We start from the raw sequence: 24,189 nt of genomic DNA, 5'->3' as shown, positions 1-24,189 counted from the left end.
TTCCTTACAACTCGTTTGCCAAGCTGTGGACGAAATCACGGGACTGTTCGGGTTCCAGCGATACAGCTTCCACCTTACGGAAACTCGTTCGGTAGGTGCTGAGTTGCGCTTCCGCATCGATGAATGCTGAGCCGTGCAGCGCGTCGCGAACCACAGTGTCGAGCTTGGGCAGAGGGCCGCCCACGTACGTCATCGTGCTTGAGGCGTTGGCGAACCCGTCCAGGTCAAAGGGAATGACGCGTACGGTGATGTGGTCCGCCTCGGAAAGCTCGAGGAGCCTGGTGAGCTGAGCCCTTGCGGTGACGCGGTCGCTGACCCTGATGCGCAGAGCTGCTTCATGGATCAGTGCTTCGTACGGAACCGTGAACCGTTGGCGTGCCTTCCGGTGCTGGATGCGCAACTCAATCTCTTCGTGGGTCAGTTCTGGCAATCGGGACGAGAAGACGGCACGCGCGTACTCCTCCGTCTGCAAGAGGCCAGGTACGTAAAGGATCGCCACGTGGCGGAGGAACTGGGCGTGGTGCTCCAGTTCGGACAGATCAAGGAACGACGTGGGCAGGAGGCCGCGGTACTCCTCCCACCAACCGCGTGTCCTGTCGGTAGCCATCGCCACCAGGGCGTCAATGCCGTACGGCACACCAAGGGGCCTGCGGCCCTGCGGGTGGGCTGGGTGGCCGGCGTGCTGCGGATCGGGGCGTGGGACACCGACCCCGCGCCGCCCGACGCGCCGCTGCCCTTCGAACGATCCGCGGACCTCGGTCTGGAGGACGGACGCGGACTGGCACTGGTACGGGAGTGTTCCGACCTGTGGGGCTGGCAGCCGCTGTCCCGGGACGGCAATAAGGGGAAGTTCGTATGGTGTGAGCTGACCGCGGCCTGACGAGGTTCGTCAGTGACCGTTGGGCGGGCTGGGCGCGGTCCGACGGATCATGTGGCCAGGAACCGGAAGGCTTCAGCTCCCGCGGATGCGGCGGGCCTTGGCCACGAGTCCGCGAGGCAGCTCGGGTCCTGCGCATGCGTGGTCGATCAGGAGGTTGCGGTAGACGGTGTTCGCGAGCTCCGGTGCCAGGGAGATCAAGGCCTTCAGGTCGTCGGACGAGCCGGAGAGTCGTGTGCGGTAGGCGGCGCCCGCCGCGCGCGGGGAGACCTCGTGAGGCTCGTGTCGCAGGCCCTGTTCGACGAGGGTCACGGCTGCGGCGAAGTCGCCCTGCTCGGCACGCACGTCCGCCAGGTCCAGGTGGAGGGACCGGTTGGCAGGGTCCAGGTCCAAGGCGGTTTCGAAGGCCGCCGCAGCCTGTTTCAGGTCACCCATCACGCGTCAGGTGGTCGCGCGTGCGACCGCGGTCCACACGACCCGGTCGACGGCGTCGGCGCGGTCGCACAGGGCGAAGGACAGTTCGTGGCGTCCGCAGGCCCGGGGCAGCCGGGCCATGGCGGCCAGCGACTCCGGGACGGGACTGCGCGTGGACACCACCTCGATGGCGTGGAACCAGGGCGCGAACCGCTCACGCGTTTCGTCGGTGTCCAGGTCGTGGCCGTGGTCCAGGGTCCGCAGACACGCCTCGGCCAGCGCCTCGGCACTCACCGCGTCGAGAAAGCGCGCATCGCCGAACCAGGGTGCTGCCCCCATGCCACGTCGGGCCGCGCACCCGTGACCGAACCGAGGGCCATCACCGCGTCGTCCATGTCCCCTTCGAGGAACAGGAAGTACGCCTGCGCCACCACAGCGCTCAAGGAGCCGTCTTCTGCGAGGCTCTCCTCCAGCTCCGAGCGCCGGTCCCGCCACAGCTCGGCGAGGGCCGCATAGGGCTCCGGGGCCGCAGGCGCCGAGGCTATCGCTCCCACCAGGAGCTCCACGGCGTCGGCCGGACTTCCGCCACAGTGGGCCATCACGCCGGCGAGACCGACTCCTGCCACCACTGACTGATTCGACATCGGCGAAGGATGTCCATGGAGCCTTTCCGCCCGTACTCTGCGCCGGCCAGAGGGAGGGTGAGGGTGTCGGTGACCTCGCTCGACCGGTTTCGGTGAGCCGTACGTCGGCCACCCGATGAGGCAACGGCTCCCGCATCGTGCGCGGCCGCGCCATCCGGCGGGAGGAGATCTCCCGGGCTCATGGCACCTACCTTGCCGGAAACGATGAGAAGCCGGCAGGTGAATGTCACTCACGCACTCAGATGAGCGGCATGTGCACACTGAAGGCCGAAATGCTCCCACTTTTCAGAGTACGTATGTGCCCAGCAGGCCGGCGGTCAGGGAGAGAGCGGACAGAGTGGTCCAGCCGACCCCGAGCGAAACCGGGCTCCTCCTGGCCACCTGTCGCTCGGCTCCTCCCAGGCGGGCGTCGTAGACGACCGGGACCGTTTCCCCCACTTCTGGAAAGCCGGGCTCGGCATCCACGACCCAACGCATCTCTCACCCTTCGGGTGTGACATACACGCAGACGATCCTCCGTGGCTTGGCCGTGTACCCCTCAAAAATGCGGTCTACGCAAGTCGCCACCACGCGCACCCCGTTGCGCCTCTTGCTTGCCTCCACATAAAGAATTCTCAGCCCGAGAGGCAGAAAAAGCACCCCAAGACCGATCAAAGAATCGAAACCCACAGATCCTCCCGACCTTCTACCCGATACTCAAGCGCAGTGCGCCAAAGTGTATTGATCAGAAAATCGGTGGGCTCACTCGTCGCGGGCGTAGGGGGCGTGTCGGCCGCCGAAGTACCCGCGCGCGATGTGGGGTCGGCCTTGTCGGCGGTGGAAGAACCTGCGGGTTTCGGTGGGGGGTTCGGCCTGATTCCCGGCCCGATGGGTGTCCGGACCGACATCTTGAGCCGGGTCATGACCTCTGTCCGGACCCCGCCCTCCTCGGATCCGCCGTCGCACCGTGCCGCTGTCGGTGAATCGTCCGCCTCCTCACACAGGACATGGTGCAAGGCAGGATGCCAGGACGATCCCCTACGGCGATCTCCTCGCACGACGATTCGATCGGAGCCGGTGCGGCGGCAGGCCCACTCCCGCCCGGTTGCCGTCCCGTGTCGGCTCGACGTGCGTGGATTCCCCCAAGGCTGTGAAATTAACGCGGAGTTGAAGAGCTTGTGCAGGGGGCGCCGGGGCACTCGCGGGACCGGAGGTTGATACACATGGTTCCCCTGATTCTGGTTCTTCTCCTGGCACTGATCCTGTTCGGCGCGGGCTTCGCGCTCAAGGCGCTGTGGTGGATCGCGGCCATCGTGCTCGTGCTGTGGCTGGTGGGCTTCTTCGTCCGCCCGGCGGGCACGGGTGGCGCGCGGGGCCGTTGGTACCGCTGGTAGGGCGGCGGAATGTGTGCGAAGGGCTCCGGCGATTCCGCCGGAGCCCTTCGCATGTGCGCGGAAAGGGTGAAACGGGGCGTGACGGGTGGACGGGCGGGCACCCGCCCGCCCGTCGGGCGCCGGTGCGCACGGGAACCTGCGGCCTCCACGCCGGCGTCCGACGTCCCCGGCGCGGGCTCGTAAGGTGCTGCGCATGAGCATCATCGGAGTCGGGATCGACGTGGCCGAGATCGAGCGGTTCGCGGAGTCGTTGGAGCGGACGCCCGCGCTGGCCCAGCGGCTCTTCCTGGAGAGCGAGCTGCTGCTGCCCAGCGGGGAGCGGCGCGGTGTCGCCTCGCTCGCCGCGCGGTTCGCGGCCAAGGAGGCGCTCGCCAAGGCGCTCGGCGCGCCCGCGGGGCTGTACTGGACCGACGCCGAGGTGTGGTGCGAGGACAGTGGGCAGCCGAGGCTGCGGGTGAGGGGGACGGTGGCGGCGCGCGCCGCCGAGCTGGGCGTACGGTCCTGGCACGTGTCGCTCAGCCATGACGCCGGGGTGGCCTCGGCGGTCGTGATCGCGGAGGGGTGAGGGCGGTGTCCGTGCCCGCCCTTCCCCTCGCCTTCCCCGGGACCGGGGTCGACCTGCGGGTCTGAGGCGAGGCGTTCCTCGTCGTCGCCGTGCTCACCGTCGTCTTCGCCCTCGTACGGCTGCTGCGTCATTTTCGTCGTCAACCCGGATGCGTGCTTCGGATGAACCGGGGTAGACGCGCAGAGCCGGTGCCTGGAGCCGGGCCGAACGAACAGGGAGGGCGAACAGTGACGTCGACGATGGCGCGGACCGACCGAGCTCAGACAGTGACCGAACTGCCGGAGGTCGCCGATCCCGGTCAGGTCGCGCCGAAGGACGCCCGGGAGCTGTCCAAGCAGTTCTTCCGGCGGCTGACGGAGCTGGAAGAGGGCACGCACGAGTACCAGTACGCGCGCAACACCCTCATCGAGATGAACATGTCCCTCGTCCGCTTCGCGGCCGGCCGGTTCCGCAGCCGGGGCCCGGAGGAGATGGAGGACATCGTCCAGGTCGGCATGATCGGACTGATCAAGGCGATCGACCGGTTCGAGCTCTCCCGCGAGGTGGAGTTCACCTCCTTCGCGATCCCCTACATCGTCGGCGAGATCAAGCGGTTCTTCCGTGACACCTCGTGGTCCGTGCACGTGCCGCGCCGGCTCCAGGAGGCCCGGGTGCAGCTCGCCCGCGCCACCGAGGAACTGCGCAGCCGGCTGGGCCGTACGCCCACGACCGCCGAACTCGCGCAGCTGATGAGCCTGACCGAGGAGGAGGTCAACGAGGCCCGGATCGCCTCCAACGGCTACAACTCCGCCTCCCTGGACGCCGCCATCGGCAGTGAGCCGGACGGCGAGAGCGTGCTCGCGGACTTCATCGGCACCGAGGACGCCGCGCTGGAACTGGTCGAGGACTTCCACGCGCTGGCCCCGATGATCGCCGAGCTCGACGAGCGCGAGCGCAAGATCGTGCACTGGCGGTTCGTGGAGGAGCTGACGCAGGCGGAGATCGGCGAGCGGCTCGGCTGCTCCCAGATGCACGTCTCGCGGCTGCTGTCCCGCACGCTGAAGCGGCTGCGGGCGGGGATGCTCACCACGAACTGAGGCCGGGCGGCCGGGGACGGGGTGCGGCACACCAGGCCGCACCCCGTCCCCTTGTGCCGGCAGGACGTCAGCAGATCGACTGGCTGCTGTTCACCAGCCGGTTGTTGCGGAACGTCGTGTTCTCGCCGCAGGGGCTCTCGCGAATCGACGAGTTCGTCACCGTGAGGTTCTGGACGGTGATGTCCCGGTTGTTCGGGAACTCCGAGCGCGCGGCCAGGCGGATCTCGCCGCCGCCGGTGACCGTGCCGCTCTGGGCGGCGAGGTTCACGTTGGAGCAGTTCTCGACGAGGATCGCGTTGTTGCCCGTGTTCGAGAGCGTGATCCTGTCGATCGTCGCGCCGCCGCTCTCCGAGACGCAGAACACGCCCCGTCCGCCGCCGCGCGCGACGACCTCGCCGACGCGGATGTTGGTGGAGTAGGAGTCGCCGATCCGGCCGTTGCGGTTGGCCATGCGGAAGGCCGCGTACCCGGTGCCGGTGCCGGCGTTCTCCGCGTCCACCTTGGAGACGGTGGCGTTGATCGTCTGGTTCAGCAGCAGGCCCGACTCGCCCACGTCGCGGGCGGTCACCGTCCCGACGGTGAGGCCGTCGACGCCGTACGTCTCCACGGCGTGGCTGGACGCGCCGGAGACGTACACGTTGTCGATACGGACATTGCGCGTCCACTGGCTGGTGTCGCCGCGGTTGTCGATGCGGACGCCGAGGCCGCGGGTCAGGCGCATGTCGATCTGGCCGAGGACGACGTTCTGCACGTTGCGCAGGAAGATCCCGTACAGCGGGGCGCCGGTGACGTTGAGGTGCTGCACCTCGATGTCGCGGGTGCCGCGGGAGTAGACCGGGGCCTGGTCGCCGGAGCCGCTGCCGGTGACGTCGATGGTGCCGCAGACGTCCAGGGTCGTGTAGCTCGGCAGGGAGATGCGGGAACCGGCGGAGACGGAGCCCGAGCCGCGGACCACGACCCGTTCCTTGCTGGTGCGGCCGGAGGACAGGCTGTTGATCGCCGCCTGCACGGCCGCGCGCATGTCGCCGCCGGTGTAGACGGTGCTGCCGCCGCGCCTGGCGGTCCAGGTGCTGCCGTTGAGTACGGCCTCGGCCTGGTAGGAGCCGTCGCCGCAGGCCGCGGCGCGGGCGGGGGTCGGGGCCACGGTGGTCGCGGCGGTCGTGGGGGCGGCCGTGGCGGGGGCCGTCATGACGCCGGCCGTGGTGAGGAGTGCGGTGGCGCCGGCTGCGGTGAGAAGTGCGGCTCTGCGTCCCATGGGTCCTCTGCTTCTGTCGTCGAACCGATTCGACTGAATCGATTCATCCGGTGGGGGGCCGAGAGTTTGGCAAGGGCATGGCAAGGAGTCAAGCGGTCCGCCTCCCCGTTACGGGAGTTGACGGGCCGTCTGCGGGAGACTCGGACGCATGCGTACTGCGTACAGCGTGGAGACGGTCAGGACGGCGGAGCGGGAACTGATGGCACGGCTGCCGGAGGGGGCGCTGATGCAGCGCGCCGCCGCCGGTCTTGCCGCTGCCTGCGCGGATGTGCTGGGGCGGGTGTACGGCAGCAGGGTCGTCCTGCTGGTCGGCAGCGGGGACAACGGCGGCGACGCCCTGTACGCCGGTGCCCGGCTCGCCCGGCGCGGCGCGGGCGTGAGCGCGGTGCTGCTCGCGCCGGAGCGCGCCCACGGCGGAGGGCTCGCGGCGCTGCGCCGGGCGGGCGGGCGGACCGCGGGCACGGACGGCGCCGAGGCGCTGATCGAGCGGGCCGATCTCGTCGTCGACGGCATCGTCGGAATCGGTGGCAAGGGCGGGCTGCGCCCGGAGGCGGTGCCGCTCGCCGACGCGGCCGGGCGGGCGCGGGCGGCCGTGGTCGCCGTCGATCTGCCGAGCGGGGTCGACGCCGACACCGGGGAGGTGCGGGGAGCGGCGGTCCGGGCCGACCTCACGGTGACCTTCGGGACGCACAAACCGGGGCTGCTGATCGATCCGGCGCGGGAGTACGCGGGGCCGGTGCGGCTGGTCGACATCGGGCTGTCGCTCCCCGAGGAGCCGGAACTGGAGGCGTTGCAGCACGCGGACGTGGCCCGGCTGCTGCCGGTGCCGGCCGTGGAGAGCGACAAGTACCGGCGAGGTGTCGTCGGGATCGCCGCCGGGTCCGCCCGGTATCCGGGGGCGGCGGTGCTCGCGGTGGCGGGGGCGCTGCGGGGCGGGGCGGGGGCCGTACGGTACGTCGGCCCCGCCGGGCAGGCCGTGATCGCCCGCTTCCCCGAGACGCTGGTGTCGGACGGCGGGCCGCGGCGTGCGGGGCGGGTGCAGGCGTGGGTGGTCGGGCCGGGCGCCGGGGACGACGCGGCGACGGTCGCGGAGGTGCTGGCGACGGACGTGCCGGTGCTGATCGACGCGGACGGGCTGCGGCTGGCCGAGGCGTCGGCGGTACGGGGACGGCGGGCGCCGACGCTGATGACCCCGCACGCGGGGGAGGCCGCGGCGCTGCTCGGGGTCGAGCGGGGGGAGGTCGAGGCGGGGCGGCTGGCGGCGGTGCGGGAGCTGGCGGGGCGGTACGGGGCGACGGTGCTGCTGAAGGGGTCCACGACCCTGGTCGCCTCCTCGGGAGGGGGCGTGGTGCGGGTGAACCCGACGGGGACGTCGTGGCTGGCCACGGCGGGCAGCGGGGACGTGTTGTCGGGGCTGGCGGGGTCGTTGCTGGCGGCGGGGCTGTCGGCGGTGGACGCGGCGAGTGCGGGGGCGTATCTGCACGGCCTGGCGGGGCGGTTCGCGGCGGACGGGGCGCCGATGGGGGCGCACGACGTGGCGGAGGGGATCGCGGGGGCGTGGCGGAGTGTGGTGCGGGGGTGAGCGGGTTCAGCGTGGGCGTGGGGGCGGTGAGGGCTCGGAGATCTTTCTCGCCCCCGCCGCCCCTTCCCGTCCCGCCCCCGCCGCCCCTTCCCGTCCCGCCCCCGCCGCCCCTTCCCGTCCCGACCCCGGGGCTCCGCCCCGGACCTCGCTCCTCGAACTCCTCCGGAGGGGCTGATTCAGCCGACGGGAAGGCGCGGTGGAGGGCTCTGAGAGACTGGGCGGGATGAACGAGACAGTTGCCCCGGGTGGTGCGGAGCTGCGGGCCCGTGCCGAGATCGACCTGGCCGCCGTGCGGGCCAATGTGCGGGCCCTGCGCGAGCGGGCGCCCGGCGCCGCCTTCATGGCCGTGGTCAAGGCCGACGGGTACGGACACGGCGCCCTCGCCTGCGCCCGGGCCGCCGTCGAGGCCGGGGCGACCTGGCTGGGCACCGCCACCCCGCAGGAGGCGCTCGCGCTGCGCGCGCCCGGTGCCGGGGTGCCGGACGGCGTACGGATCATGTGCTGGCTGTGGACGCCCGGCGGGCCCTGGCGGGAGGCGATCGAGGCCGGCCTCGACGTGTCCCTGAGCGGCATGTGGGCGCTGGACGAGGTGACCGGGGCGGCCCGGCTCGCCGGGCGGCCCGCGCGGGTGCAGCTCAAGGCCGACACCGGGCTCGGGCGGGGCGGCTGCCAGCCCGGCGACGACTGGGCGGAACTGGTCGCCGCCGCGCTGCGCGCCGAGGCCGAGGGGCTGCTGCGGGTCACCGGCCTGTGGTCGCACTTCGCCTGCGCCGACGAGCCGGGCCATCCCTCCATCGCCGCCCAGCTCACCCGGTTCCGGGAGATGGTCGCGTACGCGGAGGGACAGGGCGTCGACCCCGAGGTGCGGCACATCGCCAACTCGCCCGCCACCCTCACCCTCCCCGAGAGCCACTTCGACCTCGTGCGCCCCGGCATCGCGATGTACGGCGTCTCGCCCGGCCCCCAGATCGGCACCCCCGCCGACCTGGGGCTGCGCCCGGCGATGACCCTGTCCGCCTCGATGGCCCTGGTGAAGCACGTCCCCGGCGGGCACGGCGTCAGCTACGGCCACCACTACCTCACCCCGGGCGCCACCACCCTCGGCCTCGTCCCGCTCGGCTACGCGGACGGCATCCCGCGCCACGCCTCCTCCACCGGCCCGGTGCTGGTCGAGGGCAAGTGGCGCACGGTCGCCGGGCGGGTCGCGATGGACCAGTTCGTCGTCGACCTGGGCGGGGACGAGCCGGGGCCGGGCGCCGAGGCCGTCCTCTTCGGGCCCGGCGACCGCGGCGAGCCCACCGCCGAGGACTGGGCGCAGGCGGCCGGGACCATCGCGTACGAGATCGTCACCCGCATCGGAACCCGCGTCCCGCGCGTCTACGTCAATGACGGGAACGACGGAGACGAGGGGAGCGGTACGTGAGCGAGGGCATCGCCGAGGCCGCGGTCTCCGCGGCGGCCTCGGCTTCCGGCGGGGGCTGGCGCCGCGCCACCGGTGTCGCGGGTGTCGCGATAGGCGTGCTCGCCACCGGGGCCGCCGCGGGCGTCGCGATAGAGCGGATGACGGTCGGCCGGGGCATACGCAGGAAGGCCCGGCTCGCCCTCGACTCGGCGGGACCGTACGGCGCGCTGCGCGGCACACCCGGCAAGGCGTACGCCGATGACGGCACCGAGCTGTACTACGAGGCCGACGACCTCGACCCCGCCCCGACCCCCGAGCGGCGGCGCCGGCTGTTCGGCCGCAGGACCCCCGCCCCGGTCACCGTGGTCTTCAGCCACGGCTACTGCCTCAACCAGGACTCCTGGCACTTCCAGCGGGCCGCGCTGCGGGGCGTCGTACGGACCGTGCACTGGGACCAGCGCAGCCACGGCCGTTCGGCGCGGGGCGCGGCGCAGGCGGAGCGGGGCGAGCCGGTCACCATCGAGCAGTTGGGGCGGGACCTGAAGGCCGTCATCGACGCGGCGGCGCCCGAGGGGCCGCTGGTGCTGGTCGGCCACTCCATGGGCGGGATGACGGTGATGGCCCTCGCCGACCAGTACCCGGAGCTGATCCGGGAGCGGGTCGTGGGCGTCGCCCTGGTCGGTACGTCGTCGGGGAGGCTCGGGGAGGTCAACTTCGGACTTCCGGTGGCCGGCGTCAACGCGGTGCGGCGGGTGCTGCCGGGGGTGCTGAAGGCGCTGGGGCAGCGGGCCGAGCTGGTGGAGCGGGGGCGCCGGGCCACCGCGGATCTGTTCGCGGGGGTCATCAAGCGGTACTCGTTCGCGTCGCGGGACGTGGACCCGGCGGTCGCCCGGTTCGCCGAGCGGATGATCGAGGGCACGCCGATCGACGTGGTCGCCGAGTACTACCCGGCGTTCAACGACCACGACAAGACCGAGGCCCTCGCCCACTTCGCGGACCTGCCGGTGCTGGTGCTGGCCGGGGTGGACGACCTCGTCACGCCGAGCGAGCACAGCGAGGCGATCGCCGGTCTGCTGCCCGACGCGGAACTGGTGCTGGTCCCGGACGCGGGGCACCTGGTGATGCTGGAACACCCGGAGGCGGTCACCGACCGCCTCGCCGACCTGCTCGTCCGCGCGGGTGCGGTGCCCGCAGGGGCTACCGTTGGACGCTATGGAAGCAGCAGCACCGCACAACCCGGCTGAGCCGGCGCCGACCGCGAACTCCGTCGAGCTGACCGTCACCTCCCCCGAGCAGATGCGCGAGCTGGGCCGCAGGCTCGCCAAGCTGCTGCGCGCCGGCGATCTGGTGCTGCTCTCGGGTGAGCTGGGCGCGGGCAAGACGACCCTGACCCGGGGCCTCGGCGAGGGGCTCGGTGTGCGGGGCGCGGTCACCTCGCCGACGTTCGTGATCGCCCGGGTGCATCCCTCCCTGGGGGACGGTCCGCCGCTGGTCCATGTCGACGCGTACCGGCTGTCGGGCGGTCTGGACGAGATGGAGGACCTCGATCTCGACGTCTCGCTGCCGGAGTCGGTGATCGTCGTGGAGTGGGGCGAGGGCAAGGTCGAGGAGCTGACCGAGGACCGTCTCCAGGTCGTCATCCACCGGGCGGTCGGCGACACCACGGACGAGGTGCGCGAGATGACCGTGACCGGCCTGGGCGAACGCTGGGCGGCGACCGACCTGACCGTACTGTCGGCCTGACCGGGCCACACGGCCCGACTGCCCGCCGACCCGATGGCCCCACCGGGCCACACGGCCCGACTGCCCGCCGACCCGATGGCCCCACCGGGCCACGCAGCCGATCGGGTCACGCGGCCCGACCGCTCCGTCGACCCCAACGTGCTGTCGGCCCGACCCGTCCGACCGGCCCACGCGGCCCGATCCGCCTACGCCGCCTCGCGGTGTCCCTCGGCCGGTTCGCCGGGCCGGGGTTCCGGTGCGCGGGGCGGGGTGGAGACCGCGGCGGCCGCCGCGCAGGACGCCAGCAGGTCGCGCATCGGGATTCCGGAGAGGCCGGAGACCGGCTGCGGCCGCGACTGCGCCGTGGTCCGGCGGGCGCTCTGGTGGGCCGGCATGGACGCCTCCTGAAGGACGGGGGCGGGCGTGGTTAGGTAGACCTAACCACGGACTGGATACCATGTGACCACGCCCGGGACGCCGAACGCAACATCTTGCCGACGTCTTGTCGGAATGTAAGGGCCCCGTTCACGTGATCCGGCCGGAACGCGCACACCGGGACTCACCGCACGACGACGACCTTCCGCCCGATCGTCGCGAACCCCCACATCGCCTCACCGTCCGCGCGCGTCTCCCGGATGCCGCCCGTCCGCTGCTCCGGGTCGAGCCGCGGCGCCGAGCCGTCGACCGCCGCGCTGAACCCGATCGCCGTGCCCTCGACGGAGGCGAACCGCACCACGTGCTCGACCGGAACGCCGTCCGATCCGGTGACCGCCGCGGACCGGGACGTGACCCGGTAGGTGCCCGGTTCCGGGTCCACCGTGCTGGGGCTGACCCCGTAGGTGCGCCGCACCCTGCCGCTCTCCTCGACCAGCCACACCCGGTCCTTGCCCAGCGCGTACACGACCCGTTCGCCCGTCCCCGACCGTGCGGGCAGGGCGGCGGGGTGGCCGTTGTCCCGGAGGGCCTTCTGGACGGCCGTCGCGGTGCCGGGCGCCGGATGGTGCGACCCGGCCGGGGCGGTCACCGCCGCCCGGTGGCCGAGGTAGCCGATCGCCGCGAGGGCCGCCGCGGTCAGCCCCGCCACGATCGCCGAGCTGGTGCCTGCCACCGTCGTCACCTCTGTCCCGCTCTGTCCCGTTATTTACGTACGCCGTCGTGACCGTAGCAGCACGTGACCGGCCGGCCCGTGCGGCCGTGGCCGGGGCCCGGGAGCCGTAGGCTGTTTGCGTGCTCTTGCTCGCTCTGGATACCGCCACCCCCGCCGTCACCGTCGCGCTGCACGACGGTCACGACGTCATCGCCTCGTCGAGCCAGGTGGACGCCCGCCGCCACGGCGAGCTGCTGCTCCCGGCGATCGACCGGATGCTCGCCGAGGCGGGTTCCCGGCTGGACGCCGTCACCGGGATCGTCGTCGGCACCGGCCCCGGCCCGTACACCGGACTGCGCGTCGGCCTGATGACCGCGGACACCTTCGGGCTCGCGCTCGGCGTGCCCGTGCACGGTGTGTGCACGCTGGACGGCCTCGCCTGCGCGGCCGACCTGGAGGGCCCCTTCGTCGTGGCGACCGACGCCCGTCGCAAGGAGGTCTACTGGGCGCGCTACGCCGACTCCCGCACCCGCCTCACCGAGCCCGCCGTGGACCGGCCCGCCGACATCGCGGACCAGGTGGCCGGGCTCCCGGCCGTCGGCGCGGGCGCGCTGCTCTACCCGGACACCTTCCCCAAGGCGCACGAGCCCGAGCACGTGTCCGCCGCCGCCCTGGCCCGGCTGGCCGCCGAGCGGCTGGCGGCGGGCGAGGAGCTGCCCGCGCCCCGGCCGCTGTATCTGCGCCGGCCCGATGCCCAGGTCCCCAAGAACTACAAGGTGGTCACCCCCAAGTGACCGGATCCGAGACTGCCGTGCTGCGCGAGATGCGCTGGTGGGACATCGACCCCGTACTGGAGCTGGAGCGGGACCTCTTCCCCGAGGACGCCTGGTCGCGCGGGATGTTCTGGTCCGAGCTGGCCCATGCGCGCGGGCCCGGGGCGACCCGGCGCTACGTCGTCGCCGAGGAGGGCGGCCGGATCGTCGGCTACGCGGGCCTCACCGTCTCCGGCGCGGAGTCCGAGGGCGGCGAGGCCGGTGACGGCGCCAGTGTCCAGGCGGCCGACGTGCAGACCATCGCCGTCACCCGGGACCACTGGGGCACCGGCCTCGGCTCGCGGCTGCTGACCGAGCTGCTGCGGGCGGCGACCGCCTTCGAGTGCGCCGAGGTGCTGCTGGAGTGCCGGGTCGACAACGTGCGCGCCCAGAAGCTCTACGAGCGCTTCGGCTTCGAGACCATCGGCGTCCGGCGCGGCTACTACCAGCCGGGGAACGTGGACGCCCTGGTGATGCGACTGACCGACCCCTCCACCTCCGTGAACCCGGCGAGTCCCGTCGACGGGAACGGCGTACAAGGAACCGAAACCAATGGCTGACGAACCCCTGGTCCTGGGGATCGAGACCTCCTGCGACGAGACCGGTGTCGGCATCGTGCGCGGGACCACCCTGCTGGCGGACGCCGTCGCCTCCAGCGTCGACGAGCACGCCCGCTTCGGCGGCGTCGTCCCCGAGGTGGCGAGCCGCGCCCACCTGGAGGCGATGGTCCCCACCATCGAGCGCGCGCTGAAGGAGGCGGGCGTCGGCGCCCGCGACCTCGACGGCATCGCCGTCACCGCCGGGCCCGGACTCGCCGGCGCGCTGCTGGTCGGCGTGTCGGCGGCCAAGGCGTACGCCTACGCCCTCGGCAAGCCCCTCTACGGCGTCAACCACCTCGCCTCGCACATCTGCGTCGACCAGTTGGAACACGGCGCGCTGCCCGAGCCGACGATGGCGCTGCTGGTCTCCGGCGGCCACTCCTCCCTCCTGCTCTCCGAGGACATCACCTCCGACGTCCGCCCGCTCGGCGCGACCATCGACGACGCGGCCGGCGAGGCCTTCGACAAGATCGCCCGCGTGCTGAACCTGGGCTTCCCCGGTGGTCCGGTCATCGACCGCTACGCCCGCGAGGGCGACCCGGACGCGATCGCGTTCCCGCGCGGTCTGACCGGCCCGCGCGACCCCGCGTACGACTTCTCCTTCTCGGGGCTGAAGACGGCGGTGGCCCGCTGGATCGAGGCCAAGCGGGCGGCGGGGGAGGAGGTGCCGGTGCGCGACGTGTCGGCGTCCTTCCAGGAGGCGGTCGTGGACGTCCTCACCCGGAAGGCCGTACGGGCCTGCAAGGACGAGGGCGTCGACCACCTGATGATCGGCGGCGGCGTGGCCGCCAACTCCCGGCTGCGGGCCCTGGCCGAGGAGCGCTGCGAGGCGGCCGGCATCCGGCTGCGCGTGCCGCGCCCCAAGCTGTGCACGGACAACGGCGCGATGGTGGCCGCGCTGGGCGCGGAGATGGTCGCCCGGAACCGCCCCGCCTCCGGCTGGGACCTGTCGGCGGACTCCTCCCTCCCGGTGACGGAGCCGCACGTGCCCGGACACGACCACGTCCACGAGGTCGGCGAGGAGAACCTGTACTCGTGACCGTCGCACTGATGTGGGAGGCGCGGGCGGTTCCCGGCCGGGCCGCGGAGCTGCTCGCGTGGACGGAGGAGAGGGCCCGCGAACTCCCCGGACGCCCCCTGCGCCGCGAGACCTTCCGTGCCCCGCAGGACAGGGTCCTGGTCATCACCTGGTGGGACGCCCCGTACGATGCGGACCTCCCCGAACTGCCGGAGCCTCGAGGCGAGTTGGTAACCCGAGCGGTGCACCGGTGGCGGTTCGAGTCGCTGGGGGGCGTCTGATCCCCGGCCGCCGGCCGGGTTCAGGCGGGCGGCTCCCCGGTGCCGGCGGAAGCCGGTGACCGGTGGCTGACCGAGAGCTCCCACGGCCGGGCTTCGACGTGGCCCCGCCACAGCACCAGCCCGTGCCGGCGCTCCCAGCGGATGATCAGTGCGGCCTTGCCCAGCCAGCTCAGGGCTGACCACAGCGGTATGAAGAGCACTGCTCCCTCCCAGAACAGCGCGACGGGCAGGACGGGCACGAGGTAGGCGACGAAGAACCCGGGGCTGAACCAGTCGCCGCGCAGGGAGCGGTCGGCGGGCGGCACCACGTCGATGTCCGCGACGGGGACCGCCCGGTCGAAGTCCCGCACCTCGCTCACCCACTTGAGCCTGGTCGCGCCGAGGAGGGTCGACAGCGCGACGCCCGCGAGCAGGGCGAGGGACAACATCATCAGGTCCCCGGCGTCCGACGGCACCGCGAACCCGTGGACCAGGCCCAGCACCGTCCCGCAGACGACGGCCACGGCGAGCGCCGCGAAGGCGGCCCGCAGTTCGTGGTACAGCAGTCTGTCCATCGCATCCCCGTCATCCCGCGCGGAGGTCACTCCCTGTGTCACCTCCGCCGCGCACCCCGGCGGCCGGGACCGGGTTCCCACGGCGGACCGGTGGGGCGAGCCCGACGGTGTGCCGGGCATCCGCGCCGGACGTCGCCCACCGTAGTTCCGGCACGCCCGGCTCGACCACCCGCCGACCTGAACGGCCGGTGAACGGGGACCGCCGATTCCTCGGCCGGGCGGGGAGGGGCCGGTTCCCGCTCCGGCACACGCCTGCCGAACCGGAGCGGGCGGTCCGCGGGGGCCAGCGGCGGTTACCGTGCCGTGCCGTTCGCGGTGACCGGCCGCATGTTTCGGAGTGGTTGTCGAATGTTCCGGAGGTCATGCCGTCCGGAGGGCTTCGTCAAGGACGCCTGCGGAGATACGATCGCCGCCATGACTTCCCCGCAGCCCGCTGAAACCCGGACGCGAGGGCGGAGCGCCCGGACGGCGACCCTCGCCGAGATCGCCCGCGAGGCCGGCGTCTCCGCCCCGACTGTTTCGAAGGTCCTCAACGGTCGTGCCGACGTCGCCCCCGCCACCCGGAGCCGGGTCGAGGGGCTGCTGCGCGCCCACGGCTACCGGCGCCGCCGCGCCGAGGCCACCCGCTCGCCCCTGATCGACCTGGTCTTCCACGAACTGGAGAGCGCCTGGGCGATGGAGGTCATCCGGGGCGTGGAGAACGTGGCCCGGGACGAGGGCCTGAGCGTCGTCCTCTCCGAGAGCGCGGGCCGGCTCACGCCCGGACGCACCTGGGCCGACCAGGTCGCCGCGCGCCGCCCGCACGGCGTCATCCTCGTGCTGTCCGGCCTCGACGAGTCCGGGCGGGCCCTGCTGACCAGCCGCTCCATCCCGTTCGTGGTGATGGACCCGGCCGGCGACCCGGGCACCGACGTGCCCTCCATCGGCGCGACCAACTGGCAGGGCGGGCTCGCCGCGACCCGGCACCTGGTGGACCTGGGCCACACCCGGATCGGCGCGATCAGCGGGCCCACGCGGATGATGTGCAGCCGCGCCCGCGTCGACGGCTACCGGGCCGCCCTGGAGACCGCCGGGCTGCCGGTCGACCCGGGGCTGATCATGACCGGGGACTTCCATCACGAGGCCGGCTACCGGCAGGGGCTCGCCCTGCTGCGCCGCGAGGACCGGCCCACCGCGGTCTTCGCCGGCAACGACCTCCAGGCCCTCGGGCTGTACGAGGCCGCGCGCGAGCTGGGGCTGCGGATCCCGGAGGACCTGAGCGTGGTCGGGTTCGATGATCTGCCGGTGGCCCGCTGGGTGGGGCCGCCGCTGACGACCGTACGGCAGCCGCTGACGGAGATGGCCGAGGCGGCGGCCAAGCTGGTCCTCGATCTGGGCAGGGGCGAGGACTCGGCGGCGGCGACCCGGGTGGAGCTGGCGACGAGCCTGGTGGTGCGGAGCAGTACGGCGGCGCCGGCGGGGGCGTGAGCCGGTCCGAAAGTTTCGGAGCGGCGGGTGTGGTGTCGGAAGTCTGAGAATTTCACAAGAAAACTGTCCGGGGATCGCCGCTTGTCATAATTCGGACTTATGTTCCTGCCTGTGAGGGGACATGAGAAGAGCGGCGGGACCGGGGACGACGGGGACGAGGCCGGGGGCGGGGGTTCGGGCATACGGACGGGCCGGCGGGCGAGAGCGCTGAGGATCACGGGGCTGACGCTGGCAGGCCTGCTGGTCCTGGGCGCCGGAGCGGCCGGCTGGGCGTACTGGCAGCTCAACGACAACATCGACAGCGTCGACATCAGCAGCGCCCTGGGCGACGACCGCCCCGTCAAGGCCGTGACCGCGCCGTCCCCGGACGCGTCCGCCACGGCCGCGCCCCTGCCGACCGGGTCCCTGAACATCCTCGTGCTCGGCTCCGACTCGCGCAGCGGCGAGGAGAACCGGGCGCTCGGCGGCGGCGACAGCGGCGGCGCCCGTTCCGACACCGCCATGGTCGTCCACCTCGACGCCGGCCGGACCGCCGCGACGGTGGTCAGCATCCCCCGCGACACCCTCGTCGACCGGCCCTCCTGCCCCCTGGAGGACGGGGAGTCGACCCGTCCGGCCTCCGGGGTGATGTTCAATACCGCGTACGAGGTGGGCGGTCCGGTGTGCGCCGTGAAGACCGTCGAGTCGCTCACGGACGTCCGCATGGACCACTACATCGAGATCGACTTCTCCGGCTTCGCCCGCCTGGTCGACGCACTCGGCGGGGTCACCGTCACCACCGAGGAGGACATCGACGACGACCGCAGCCACCTCACCCTGGACGCCGGCACCCACCACCTCGACGGCACGGACGCCCTCGCCCTGGCCCGCACCCGGTACGACGTCGGCGACGGCAGTGACCTCGGTCGCATAGGGCTCCAGCACCAACTGGTGAAGGCGCTGCTGGAACAGATCGCGGACGAGGACCTGCTGACCAGCCCCACCCGGCTGTACCGGCTCGCCGACACCGTCACCGACAGCCTCACCACCGACACCGGCCTGGACTCGCTCGGCGAACTCACCCGCCTCGCCCAGAGCCTGCGGGACCTCCCGTCCGACCAGGTCACGACCCTCACCATGCCGGTCGTCCCGGCCCCCTGGGACCGCAACCGCGTGATCGCGGACGAGCCGGAGGCGGGGGAGCTGTGGGCGTCGCTGAGATGAGGTGATCACCCGTTCGGCTGACCGGCGCCGATTCCGGCACGGTGTGAACCCCGAACTCGTAGCGTCACCGTGTCGCTTGTGCCGCAGTGGCGCCCGCGCCCACACTTGAAGGAGGAGGTGCTTCTCGATGACCGCTCTCGCAGAAGAGGTGGCCCCGGTGGTGGTGGACAAGCCCGTTTCCGATCTGGACGAGGTCCTGTGGCAGGCGTGGAAGGCCATGGATCTCCCCGAGGGCTACCGGGCCGAGATCATCGAAGGGGCCATCGAGGTGTCACCTACCGGTCGCCGTCGTCACACCGTGCTCATCGGCCGTCTCCGCAGAGCGCTGGACGCGTATCTGGCAGGCAGCGGTTACGTAGCACACCACGACGGTAACGTCATCCACCGTCAGAAAGCCTGGATCCCCGACCTCTTCGTGGCCCCGCTCGATCTCGACGAGATCCCGGACGAGGACGGTCTCGGCGTCGACGCCGCCGGCGTCGGGATGGTCGTCGAGGTCGCCTCACCGGGCCACCGCAACCTCCAGCGCGACCGTGTCCGCAAGCGCCGCGAGTACGCGCGGGCCGGGATCCCGGTGTACGTGATCGTCGACGACTTCGACGACGACGGGGCCGTGCTCGTCCTGACGTCGCCCGACCCGAAGAAGGCCAAGTACGCCGACGAGCACCGGGTCCCCTACGGCACCGACGCGGTGATCCCCGAGGGACCGGCCAAGGGTTTCGCGATCGGCAAGGAGATCGTCGCGTCCTGAGCCGGCCCGGCCGGGCCCGGCGCCTCAGCGCACCGGGTGCCCCAGCAGCATCGTCGGGGCGCCGGCGACGCGGGTCAGGAAGACCGTGACGGACGCGGGGCCGTGCGGCTTGGGCAGGACCTTGCGGCGCAGTTCCTCCGGCTCCACGGCCGAGCCGCGCTTCTTGACGGTCAGGACGCCGACTTCGCGCTCGCGCAGCAGCGCCTTCAGCTTCTTGACGTTGAACGGGAGCCGGTCGGTGATCTCGTACGCGGTGGCGTACGGCGTGTCGTGGGCTTCGTCGGCGGTGACGTAGGCGATGGTCGGGTCGATCAGGCCGCCGTTCACCTCCTCGGCCACCTCGGCGACCAGGTGGGCGCGGATGACGGCGCCGTCCGGCTCGTACAGGTACCGCCCGACCGGCCGGACCCCGGGGTCCGGGAGCATGGTCGCGGGCGTCGCGTGGAGGCCGGCGACGGCGGGCAGCAGCGTCGCCCGCCGCGCCCCCGGCGTCACGTCCGGGCCGAACCACAGCACGGCCTCCTTGACGTCCCCGCCGTCCGAGATCCACTCGGCCGTCGCCTCCGCGGGGATCGCCTCGTGCGGAATGCCGGGCGCGATCTTCAGCAGGCCGCGCGGTGCCCCGAGCGCGGCGGACACGGCCCAGGACAGGGGAGGGGAGTAGGCCTCCGGATCGAAGATCCGGCCGCGCTTGGAGGAACGCCGGGCGGGGTCGACGAACACGGCGTCGTACCCGGCCGTGTCCACCTCCGTCACATCGGCCTCGCGCACCTCGATCAGGCCGGCGAGACCGAGCGCGTCGGCGTTGGCGCGGGCCGCCTCGCAGGTCAGCGGGTCACGGTCGACGGCAAGGACCCGGATCCCGGCGCGGGCGAACGCGATCGCGTCGCCGCCGATGCCGCAGCACAGGTCGGCGACGGACCGCACCCCGAGCGCCCGGAGACGCTCGGCCCGGTACGCCGCCACACTCGCCCGCGTCGACTGCTCCACCCCGTTGGGCGTGAAGAACATCCGCCGCGCGTCCTCCGCCCCGAACTTGGCCACCGCGCGCTGCCGCAGCCGCGCCTGGCCGAGCGCGGCCGACACCAGGTCGGCGGGGTGCTCGCGGCGCAGCCGGGTGGCGACGGCGAGTTCGTGCGCCGGGTCGGTGTCGCGGACCTCGTCGAGGAGGGCGCGGCCTTCGGGGGTGAGGAGGGGGGCGAGGTGGTTCACCGGGTCATTGTGGGCCAGTCGGTGGACCGTGTGCCTCCGGCCGCGGTGTCGGGCCGGGTTCCCGGTGGCGGACTGCGAGGATCCGGCACCATGCGAGCAGTAGGACAAAACGATAAAAGGTGGCCGTTCGGTGGTGTACGGATCGGCCTCGCGGTACTCGCTCTCGCCTCCCTCGCCTCCGGCTGCGGACCGGGCGGCGACGGTGGCGCCCGGGTCGAACCGGCGGGCGGCCAGCAGCCCCTGAAGGCGCCCCCGGCCCGCGCGCTCGACGCCTACGCCACCCGGCTGCGCGCGGCGCACACCGCGCGGGTCGCCGCCGCGAAGCGCTGGGGACTGAAGAAGGTGCCCCTGACCGCCCCGTCGCCCCCGGCGAAGAAGCCCAGGATCACCACCCGCGACGGCTTCGAGGTCGACGGCCACCGCCGCCTGGAACTCCCCCCGGTCTTCACCACCGTCCCCACCGACGAGAGGATCCTCTTCCTCACCATCGACGACGGCGCCGAGAAGGACCCCGCGTTCCTGCGGATGATGAGCGAGCTGAAGATCCCGTACAGCGCCTTCCTCAGCGACTACCTCGTCAAGGAGGACTACGGCTACTTCAAGGAGATGCGGGACCGGGGCGTCGCCCTGCACAACCACACCCTCCGCCACCCCTACCTGCCGGCCCTGTCCTACGCCCGCCAGAAGCGCGAGATCTGCGGCATGCAGGAGGTCATCGAGGAGCGCTACGGCGAGCGCCCCGTCCTCTTCCGCCCGCCCTACGGCAACTACGACAAGGCCACCCTGCGCGCCGCGAAGTCCTGCGGGATCACCCACGTCCCCCTCTGGAACGAGGAGGTCTTCGTCGACCACTGGGAGTACCGCGAGTGGGACCGCGACCTGCACCCCGGCGACATCGTCCTCACCCACTTCCGGGGCCGCGAGGACTGGAAGGGCACGATGCCGGACATGATCCGCCGCTTCCTGGACAAGGTCACGGCGGAGGGGTACGCGGTGGCCCGCCTGGAGGACTACCTGTGAGGGTCCGTCTCCTGGCCGCCGTCGCCCTGTTGCTGGCCGCGATCGCCGGATGCGGTACGGGGGAGGGGGCGGGCGACGGTGCGGGCCGCCGGTCCCCCGGAGCCGGCCCGGCGCCGGAGGCCGGTGCCCTCCCGCCCGTCGTCGACCGCGTCCCCACCCGCGACAGGGTCGTCTTCCTCACCTACGACGACGGCGCCGAACGCGACCCCCGCTTCATCGACCTGGTGCGCGAGCGCCGGCTCCCCGTCAGCCTGTTCCTCACGGACACGGTGGCCGGCCCCGGATACGCGCACTTCGCCCGCCTGCGCTCGGTCGGCGCGAGCCTGCAGAACCACACCCTCGACCATCCCGCCCTGCGCGGCCTGCCGTACGCCGGCCAGCGCGCCGAGATCTGCGGCCAGCAACGCAAGCTCACGTCCCGCTTCGGCGTCCGCCCCCGCCTCTTCCGCCCGCCCTACGGCACGTACGACACCACCACCCTGCGGGCCGCCGCCGACTGCGGCATCGAGACGGTGGTCCTGTGGCGGGCCACCCTGGAACCCGACGGCCACCTGACGTACACCGACGGCCCCCACCACCCGGCCCCCGGCGACATCATCGCCGTACCGTCGGGCGAGGCCCCGCCGCTGTCACTGACGGAACGGACGACACGGCTGCTGGGGGAGCTGGAGGAACGGGGTCTGAAAGTGGACAGGCTGGAGGACTACGTCGGCCGCATCGGCCCGTCGGCGGTTCCTGGCGAGCACCGCTCACCCCTCAGCCCGTCTGGGGGTGCCCCCTCTGGGGGAGTTTGAGGACGAGGCCCGTTCAGGGCCGAAGGGGGACCTGGGGGCGCAGCCCCCAGTGGACGGTCACCACAACACGGGCAAGCTCCACACCCCGGTGTGAACAACGCCCCCACCCCACGACGCGCCGCCGGCAATTGGCACTCCGCTTGACCGAGTGCTAATCGCAGTCATAGTCTCAGGTCTGGCACTCCCCCCTGGAGAGTGCCAAACACGCGACGGGCAGGTCCGGCACCCGCGACGACGGATCCACCTGGTCGCCACCTCAGACAGTTAACCCCGTGAGATCTCCGAAGGGGGAGGTCGGATCGTGACGACCGCCAGCTCCAAGGTTGCCATCAAGCCGCTCGAGGACCGCATCGTGGTCCAGCCGCTCGACGCCGAGCAGACCACGGCTTCGGGCCTGGTCATTCCGGACACCGCCAAGGAGAAGCCCCAGGAGGGCGTCGTCCTGGCCATCGGTCCGGGCCGCATCGAGGACGGCAAGCGCGTCGAACTCGACGTGAAGGTCGGCGACGTCGTTCTGTACAGCAAGTACGGCGGCACCGAGGTCAAGTACAACGGCGAGGAGTACCTCGTCCTCTCGGCCCGCGACGTCCTCGCGATCGTCGAGAAGTAAGGGAGATCCGGGGGTCACCCCGGACGACCCGACCTCGTAGCAAGCACTTTTGCTCGAACCACTGCGCCCCTGGCCCCAGCATCCGACAAGGACCGGGCGCCCGGGGCGCAGTGATTTCACCCAGAATTCCGAGAGGGCTCCCGCTGCCATGGCGAAGATCCTGAAGTTCGACGAGGACGCCCGTCGCGCCCTCGAGCGCGGCGTCAACAAGCTTGCCGACACGGTGAAGGTGACGATCGGTCCGAAGGGCCGCAACGTCGTCATCGACAAGAAGTTCGGCGCCCCCACCATCACCAACGACGGTGTCACGATCGCCCGCGAGGTCGAGATCGAGGACCCGTACGAGAACCTCGGCGCGCAGCTGGTGAAGGAGGTGGCGACCAAGACCAACGACATCGCGGGTGACGGTACGACCACCGCCACCGTGCTGGCCCAGGCGCTGGTCCGCGAGGGCCTGAAGAACGTCGCCGCCGGTGCCTCCCCGGCGCTGCTGAAGAAGGGCATCGACGCGGCCGTCGCCGCGGTCTCCGAGGACCTGCTCGCCTCGGCCCGCCCGATCGACGAGAAGTCCGACATCGCCGCCGTCGCCGCGCTGTCCGCCCAGGACCAGCAGGTCGGCGAGCTCATCGCCGAGGCGATGGACAAGGTCGGCAAGGACGGTGTCATCACCGTCGAGGAGTCCAACACCTTCGGCCTGGAGCTGGACTTCACCGAGGGCATGGCCTTCGACAAGGGCTACCTGTCGCCGTACTTCGTCACGGACCAGGAGCGTATGGAGGCCGTCCTCGACGACCCGTACATCCTGATCACCCAGGGCAAGATCTCCTCCATCGCGGAGCTGCTGCCGCTGCTGGAGAAGGTCATCCAGGCCAACGCCTCCAAGCCGCTGCTGATCATCGCCGAGGACGTCGAGGGCGAGGCCCTGTCGACCCTGGTCGTCAACAAGATCCGCGGCACCTTCAACGCGGTCGCCGTCAAGGCCCCCGGCTTCGGTGACCGCCGCAAGGCGATGCTGCAGGACATGGCCGTCCTCACCGGCGCCACGGTCGTCTCCGAGGAGGTCGGCCTCAAGCTCGACCAGGTCGGCCTGGACGTGCTGGGCTCCGCCCGCCGCGTCACCGTCACCAAGGACGACACCACGATCGTCGACGGCGGCGGCAACAAGGAGGACGTGACCGGTCGCGTCGGCCAGATCAAGGCCGAGATCGAGACCACCGACTCCGACTGGGACCGCGAGAAGCTCCAGGAGCGCCTCGCGAAGCTCGCCGGCGGCGTGTGCGTCATCAAGGTCGGCGCCGCCACCGAGGTGGAGCTGAAGGAGAAGAAGCACCGTCTGGAGGACGCCATCTCCGCGACCCGCGCCGCGGTCGAGGAGGGCATCGTCTCCGGTGGTGGCTCCGCTCTGGTCCACGCCGTCAAGGTCCTCGAGGGCAACCTCGACAAGACCGGCGACGAGGCCACCGGTGTCGCGGTCGTCCGCAAGGCCGCCGTCGAGCCGCTGCGCTGGATCGCCGAGAACGCCGGCCTGGAGGGCTACGTCATCGTCTCCAAGGTCGCCGAGCTCGAGAAGGGCAGCGGCTACAACGCCGCCACCGGCGAGTACGGCGACCTGGTCAAGGCCGGCGTCATCGACCCGGTCAAGGTGACCCGCTCCGCCCTGGAGAACGCCGCCTCCATCGCCTCCCTGCTGCTCACGACCGAGACCCTGGTCGTCGAGAAGAAGGAAGAGGAAGAGCCGGCCGCCGCGGGCCACGGCCACGGCCACTCCCACTGACGACGTAAGGTCACCAGAACCTGAGCGAAGGCCCGGCACCCCGCACGCGGGGTGCCGGGCCTTCGCCGTGCTCGCGGCCGTACGGCGGACGGCGCGC

At 72.1% G+C, this 24,189-nt stretch carries 26 protein-coding genes and 2 pseudogenes; 19 read left to right on the top strand and 9 right to left on the bottom strand.

The features are described 5' to 3' along the window. Positions 1 to 4 precede the first annotated feature (4 nt). Positions 5 to 625, bottom strand: a pseudogene (locus ACF1DX_RS07690) (DUF5753 domain-containing protein); the annotation flags it as partial. On the opposite strand from ACF1DX_RS07690, the pseudogene ACF1DX_RS07685 reads away from it, so the two are divergent. After that, positions 623 to 880: pseudogene (locus ACF1DX_RS07685) on the top strand (ATP-binding protein); the annotation flags it as partial. The pseudogenes ACF1DX_RS07690 and ACF1DX_RS07685 sit on opposite strands and share 3 nt — an antisense overlap. 72 nt (positions 881 to 952) lie before the next feature. Here ACF1DX_RS07685 and ACF1DX_RS07680 read toward each other — a convergent pair. From ACF1DX_RS07680 to ACF1DX_RS07670, 3 genes are read right to left on the bottom strand one after another with little or no spacing between them, the layout of a single operon-like run. Then, positions 953 to 1,270, bottom strand: coding sequence for a hypothetical protein (locus tag ACF1DX_RS07680; protein ID WP_391790300.1), 318 nt, complete (start codon positions 1,268 to 1,270; stop codon positions 953 to 955). A gap of 48 nt (positions 1,271 to 1,318) precedes the next feature. Further along, a complete protein-coding gene (locus tag ACF1DX_RS07675; protein WP_391790299.1) occupies positions 1,319 to 1,585 on the bottom strand; it encodes a hypothetical protein in 267 nt (88 codons plus the stop codon). Beyond that, the gene (locus tag ACF1DX_RS07670; RefSeq protein WP_391790298.1) at positions 1,582 to 1,935 is read right to left on the bottom strand and encodes a hypothetical protein; all 354 of its coding nucleotides are present in this window, start codon (positions 1,933 to 1,935) and stop codon (positions 1,582 to 1,584) included. The genes ACF1DX_RS07675 and ACF1DX_RS07670 overlap by 4 nt, the downstream gene beginning before the upstream one ends. A 1,202-nt stretch (positions 1,936 to 3,137) precedes the next feature. Here ACF1DX_RS07670 and ACF1DX_RS07665 point away from each other — a divergent pair. The 3 genes from ACF1DX_RS07665 (at position 3,138) to ACF1DX_RS07655 (ending at position 4,949) form a co-directional block, all read left to right on the top strand. Next, complete coding sequence (locus ACF1DX_RS07665; protein WP_391790297.1) at positions 3,138 to 3,308, top strand: hydrophobic protein; 171 nt, start codon at positions 3,138 to 3,140, stop codon at positions 3,306 to 3,308. Positions 3,309 to 3,501: 193 nt separating this feature from the next. Then, complete coding sequence (locus ACF1DX_RS07660; protein WP_385048285.1) at positions 3,502 to 3,873, top strand: holo-ACP synthase; 372 nt, start codon at positions 3,502 to 3,504, stop codon at positions 3,871 to 3,873. A gap of 239 nt (positions 3,874 to 4,112) precedes the next feature. Next, a complete protein-coding gene (locus ACF1DX_RS07655; protein ID WP_391790473.1) occupies positions 4,113 to 4,949 on the top strand; it encodes an RNA polymerase sigma factor SigF in 837 nt (278 codons plus the stop codon). 67 nt (positions 4,950 to 5,016) lie between these two features. Here ACF1DX_RS07655 and ACF1DX_RS07650 read toward each other — a convergent pair whose 3' ends face one another. Next, entirely contained in the window at positions 5,017 to 6,204 is a 1,188-nt protein-coding gene (locus ACF1DX_RS07650) for a hypothetical protein (RefSeq protein ID WP_391790296.1), read from the bottom strand. 148 nt (positions 6,205 to 6,352) lie between these two features. On the opposite strand from ACF1DX_RS07650, the gene ACF1DX_RS07645 reads away from it, so the two are divergent. The 4 genes from ACF1DX_RS07645 (at position 6,353) to tsaE (ending at position 10,931) form a co-directional block, all read left to right on the top strand. Next, positions 6,353 to 7,786 carry an NAD(P)H-hydrate dehydratase gene (locus ACF1DX_RS07645; protein WP_391790295.1) on the top strand — a complete coding sequence of 478 codons (1,434 nt, stop codon included), beginning with the start codon at positions 6,353 to 6,355 and terminating at the stop codon, positions 7,784 to 7,786. Between the two features lie 223 nt (positions 7,787 to 8,009). Continuing rightward, positions 8,010 to 9,209, top strand: a complete 1,200-nt coding sequence (gene alr / locus ACF1DX_RS07640) for an alanine racemase (protein ID WP_391790294.1) — start codon at positions 8,010 to 8,012, stop codon at positions 9,207 to 9,209. Continuing rightward, on the top strand, positions 9,206 to 10,432 hold the full coding sequence (locus tag ACF1DX_RS07635) for an alpha/beta fold hydrolase (RefSeq protein ID WP_391790293.1): 1,227 nt from the start codon (positions 9,206 to 9,208) through the stop codon (positions 10,430 to 10,432). Before alr ends, ACF1DX_RS07635 begins: the two co-directional genes overlap by 4 nt. Then, a complete protein-coding gene (gene tsaE, locus ACF1DX_RS07630; RefSeq protein ID WP_391790292.1) occupies positions 10,401 to 10,931 on the top strand; it encodes a tRNA (adenosine(37)-N6)-threonylcarbamoyltransferase complex ATPase subunit type 1 TsaE in 531 nt (176 codons plus the stop codon). Before ACF1DX_RS07635 ends, tsaE begins: the two co-directional genes overlap by 32 nt. Positions 10,932 to 11,116: 185 nt before the next feature. Here the strand turns inward: tsaE and ACF1DX_RS07625 are convergent, their stop codons facing one another. Then, positions 11,117 to 11,305, bottom strand: coding sequence for a hypothetical protein (locus ACF1DX_RS07625; protein ID WP_391790291.1), 189 nt, complete (start codon positions 11,303 to 11,305; stop codon positions 11,117 to 11,119). 164 nt (positions 11,306 to 11,469) lie between these two features. Next, positions 11,470 to 12,018: a hypothetical protein gene (locus ACF1DX_RS07620; RefSeq protein ID WP_391790290.1), complete on the bottom strand. Its 549-nt coding sequence runs from the start codon at positions 12,016 to 12,018 to the stop codon at positions 11,470 to 11,472. Positions 12,019 to 12,137: 119 nt separating this feature from the next. Between ACF1DX_RS07620 and tsaB the strand changes: the two genes are divergently transcribed. The 4 genes from tsaB to ACF1DX_RS07600 are packed head-to-tail and all read left to right on the top strand — an operon-like array spanning position 12,138 to position 14,707. After that, positions 12,138 to 12,791 (top strand): tRNA (adenosine(37)-N6)-threonylcarbamoyltransferase complex dimerization subunit type 1 TsaB, encoded by a 654-nt coding sequence (gene tsaB / locus ACF1DX_RS07615; protein ID WP_391790289.1) that lies wholly within the window; start codon positions 12,138 to 12,140, stop codon positions 12,789 to 12,791. Next, the gene (gene rimI, locus ACF1DX_RS07610; protein WP_391790288.1) at positions 12,788 to 13,369 is read left to right on the top strand and encodes a ribosomal protein S18-alanine N-acetyltransferase; all 582 of its coding nucleotides are present in this window, start codon (positions 12,788 to 12,790) and stop codon (positions 13,367 to 13,369) included. The genes tsaB and rimI overlap by 4 nt, the downstream gene beginning before the upstream one ends. Continuing rightward, the gene (gene tsaD, locus ACF1DX_RS07605) at positions 13,362 to 14,447 is read left to right on the top strand and encodes a tRNA (adenosine(37)-N6)-threonylcarbamoyltransferase complex transferase subunit TsaD (protein WP_391790287.1); all 1,086 of its coding nucleotides are present in this window, start codon (positions 13,362 to 13,364) and stop codon (positions 14,445 to 14,447) included. The genes rimI and tsaD overlap by 8 nt, the downstream gene beginning before the upstream one ends. Beyond that, positions 14,444 to 14,707 (top strand): hypothetical protein, encoded by a 264-nt coding sequence (locus ACF1DX_RS07600; RefSeq protein ID WP_391790286.1) that lies wholly within the window; start codon positions 14,444 to 14,446, stop codon positions 14,705 to 14,707. The genes tsaD and ACF1DX_RS07600 overlap by 4 nt, the downstream gene beginning before the upstream one ends. 20 nt (positions 14,708 to 14,727) lie before the next feature. Here ACF1DX_RS07600 and ACF1DX_RS07595 read toward each other — a convergent pair whose 3' ends face one another. Next, positions 14,728 to 15,261 carry a hypothetical protein gene (locus ACF1DX_RS07595; protein ID WP_391790285.1) on the bottom strand — a complete coding sequence of 178 codons (534 nt, stop codon included), beginning with the start codon at positions 15,259 to 15,261 and terminating at the stop codon, positions 14,728 to 14,730. Between the two features lie 414 nt (positions 15,262 to 15,675). Between ACF1DX_RS07595 and ACF1DX_RS07590 the strand changes: the two genes are divergently transcribed. The 3 genes from ACF1DX_RS07590 (at position 15,676) to ACF1DX_RS07580 (ending at position 18,682) form a co-directional block, all read left to right on the top strand. After that, a complete protein-coding gene (locus ACF1DX_RS07590) occupies positions 15,676 to 16,728 on the top strand; it encodes a LacI family DNA-binding transcriptional regulator (RefSeq protein WP_391790284.1) in 1,053 nt (350 codons plus the stop codon). Positions 16,729 to 16,827: 99 nt separating this feature from the next. After that, a complete protein-coding gene (locus ACF1DX_RS07585; RefSeq protein ID WP_391790283.1) occupies positions 16,828 to 17,931 on the top strand; it encodes an LCP family protein in 1,104 nt (367 codons plus the stop codon). Between the two features lie 127 nt (positions 17,932 to 18,058). After that, positions 18,059 to 18,682 (top strand): Uma2 family endonuclease, encoded by a 624-nt coding sequence (locus tag ACF1DX_RS07580; RefSeq protein WP_391790282.1) that lies wholly within the window; start codon positions 18,059 to 18,061, stop codon positions 18,680 to 18,682. A gap of 24 nt (positions 18,683 to 18,706) precedes the next feature. Here ACF1DX_RS07580 and ACF1DX_RS07575 read toward each other — a convergent pair whose 3' ends face one another. Next, positions 18,707 to 19,894: a methyltransferase domain-containing protein gene (locus ACF1DX_RS07575; RefSeq protein ID WP_391790281.1), complete on the bottom strand. Its 1,188-nt coding sequence runs from the start codon at positions 19,892 to 19,894 to the stop codon at positions 18,707 to 18,709. A gap of 90 nt (positions 19,895 to 19,984) precedes the next feature. On the opposite strand from ACF1DX_RS07575, the gene ACF1DX_RS07570 reads away from it, so the two are divergent. The 4 genes from ACF1DX_RS07570 (at position 19,985) to groL (ending at position 24,092) form a co-directional block, all read left to right on the top strand. Beyond that, the gene (locus tag ACF1DX_RS07570; protein WP_391790280.1) at positions 19,985 to 20,914 is read left to right on the top strand and encodes a polysaccharide deacetylase family protein; all 930 of its coding nucleotides are present in this window, start codon (positions 19,985 to 19,987) and stop codon (positions 20,912 to 20,914) included. Continuing rightward, the gene (locus tag ACF1DX_RS07565; RefSeq protein ID WP_391790279.1) at positions 20,911 to 21,708 is read left to right on the top strand and encodes a polysaccharide deacetylase family protein; all 798 of its coding nucleotides are present in this window, start codon (positions 20,911 to 20,913) and stop codon (positions 21,706 to 21,708) included. The genes ACF1DX_RS07570 and ACF1DX_RS07565 overlap by 4 nt, the downstream gene beginning before the upstream one ends. A gap of 301 nt (positions 21,709 to 22,009) precedes the next feature. Beyond that, positions 22,010 to 22,318, top strand: a complete 309-nt coding sequence (groES, locus tag ACF1DX_RS07560; protein ID WP_073932713.1) for a co-chaperone GroES — start codon at positions 22,010 to 22,012, stop codon at positions 22,316 to 22,318. Between the two features lie 148 nt (positions 22,319 to 22,466). Continuing rightward, a complete protein-coding gene (groL, locus tag ACF1DX_RS07555) occupies positions 22,467 to 24,092 on the top strand; it encodes a chaperonin GroEL (protein WP_391790278.1) in 1,626 nt (541 codons plus the stop codon). Positions 24,093 to 24,189: the final 97 nt, after the last annotated feature.

Source organism: Streptomyces sp. NPDC014676 (assembly GCF_043084105.1).
Classification (GTDB): Bacteria; Actinomycetota; Actinomycetes; order Streptomycetales; family Streptomycetaceae; genus Streptomyces.
The sequence above is the reverse complement of the archived record's forward strand: the minus strand, read 5'-3'. Positions and strand labels throughout refer to the sequence as shown.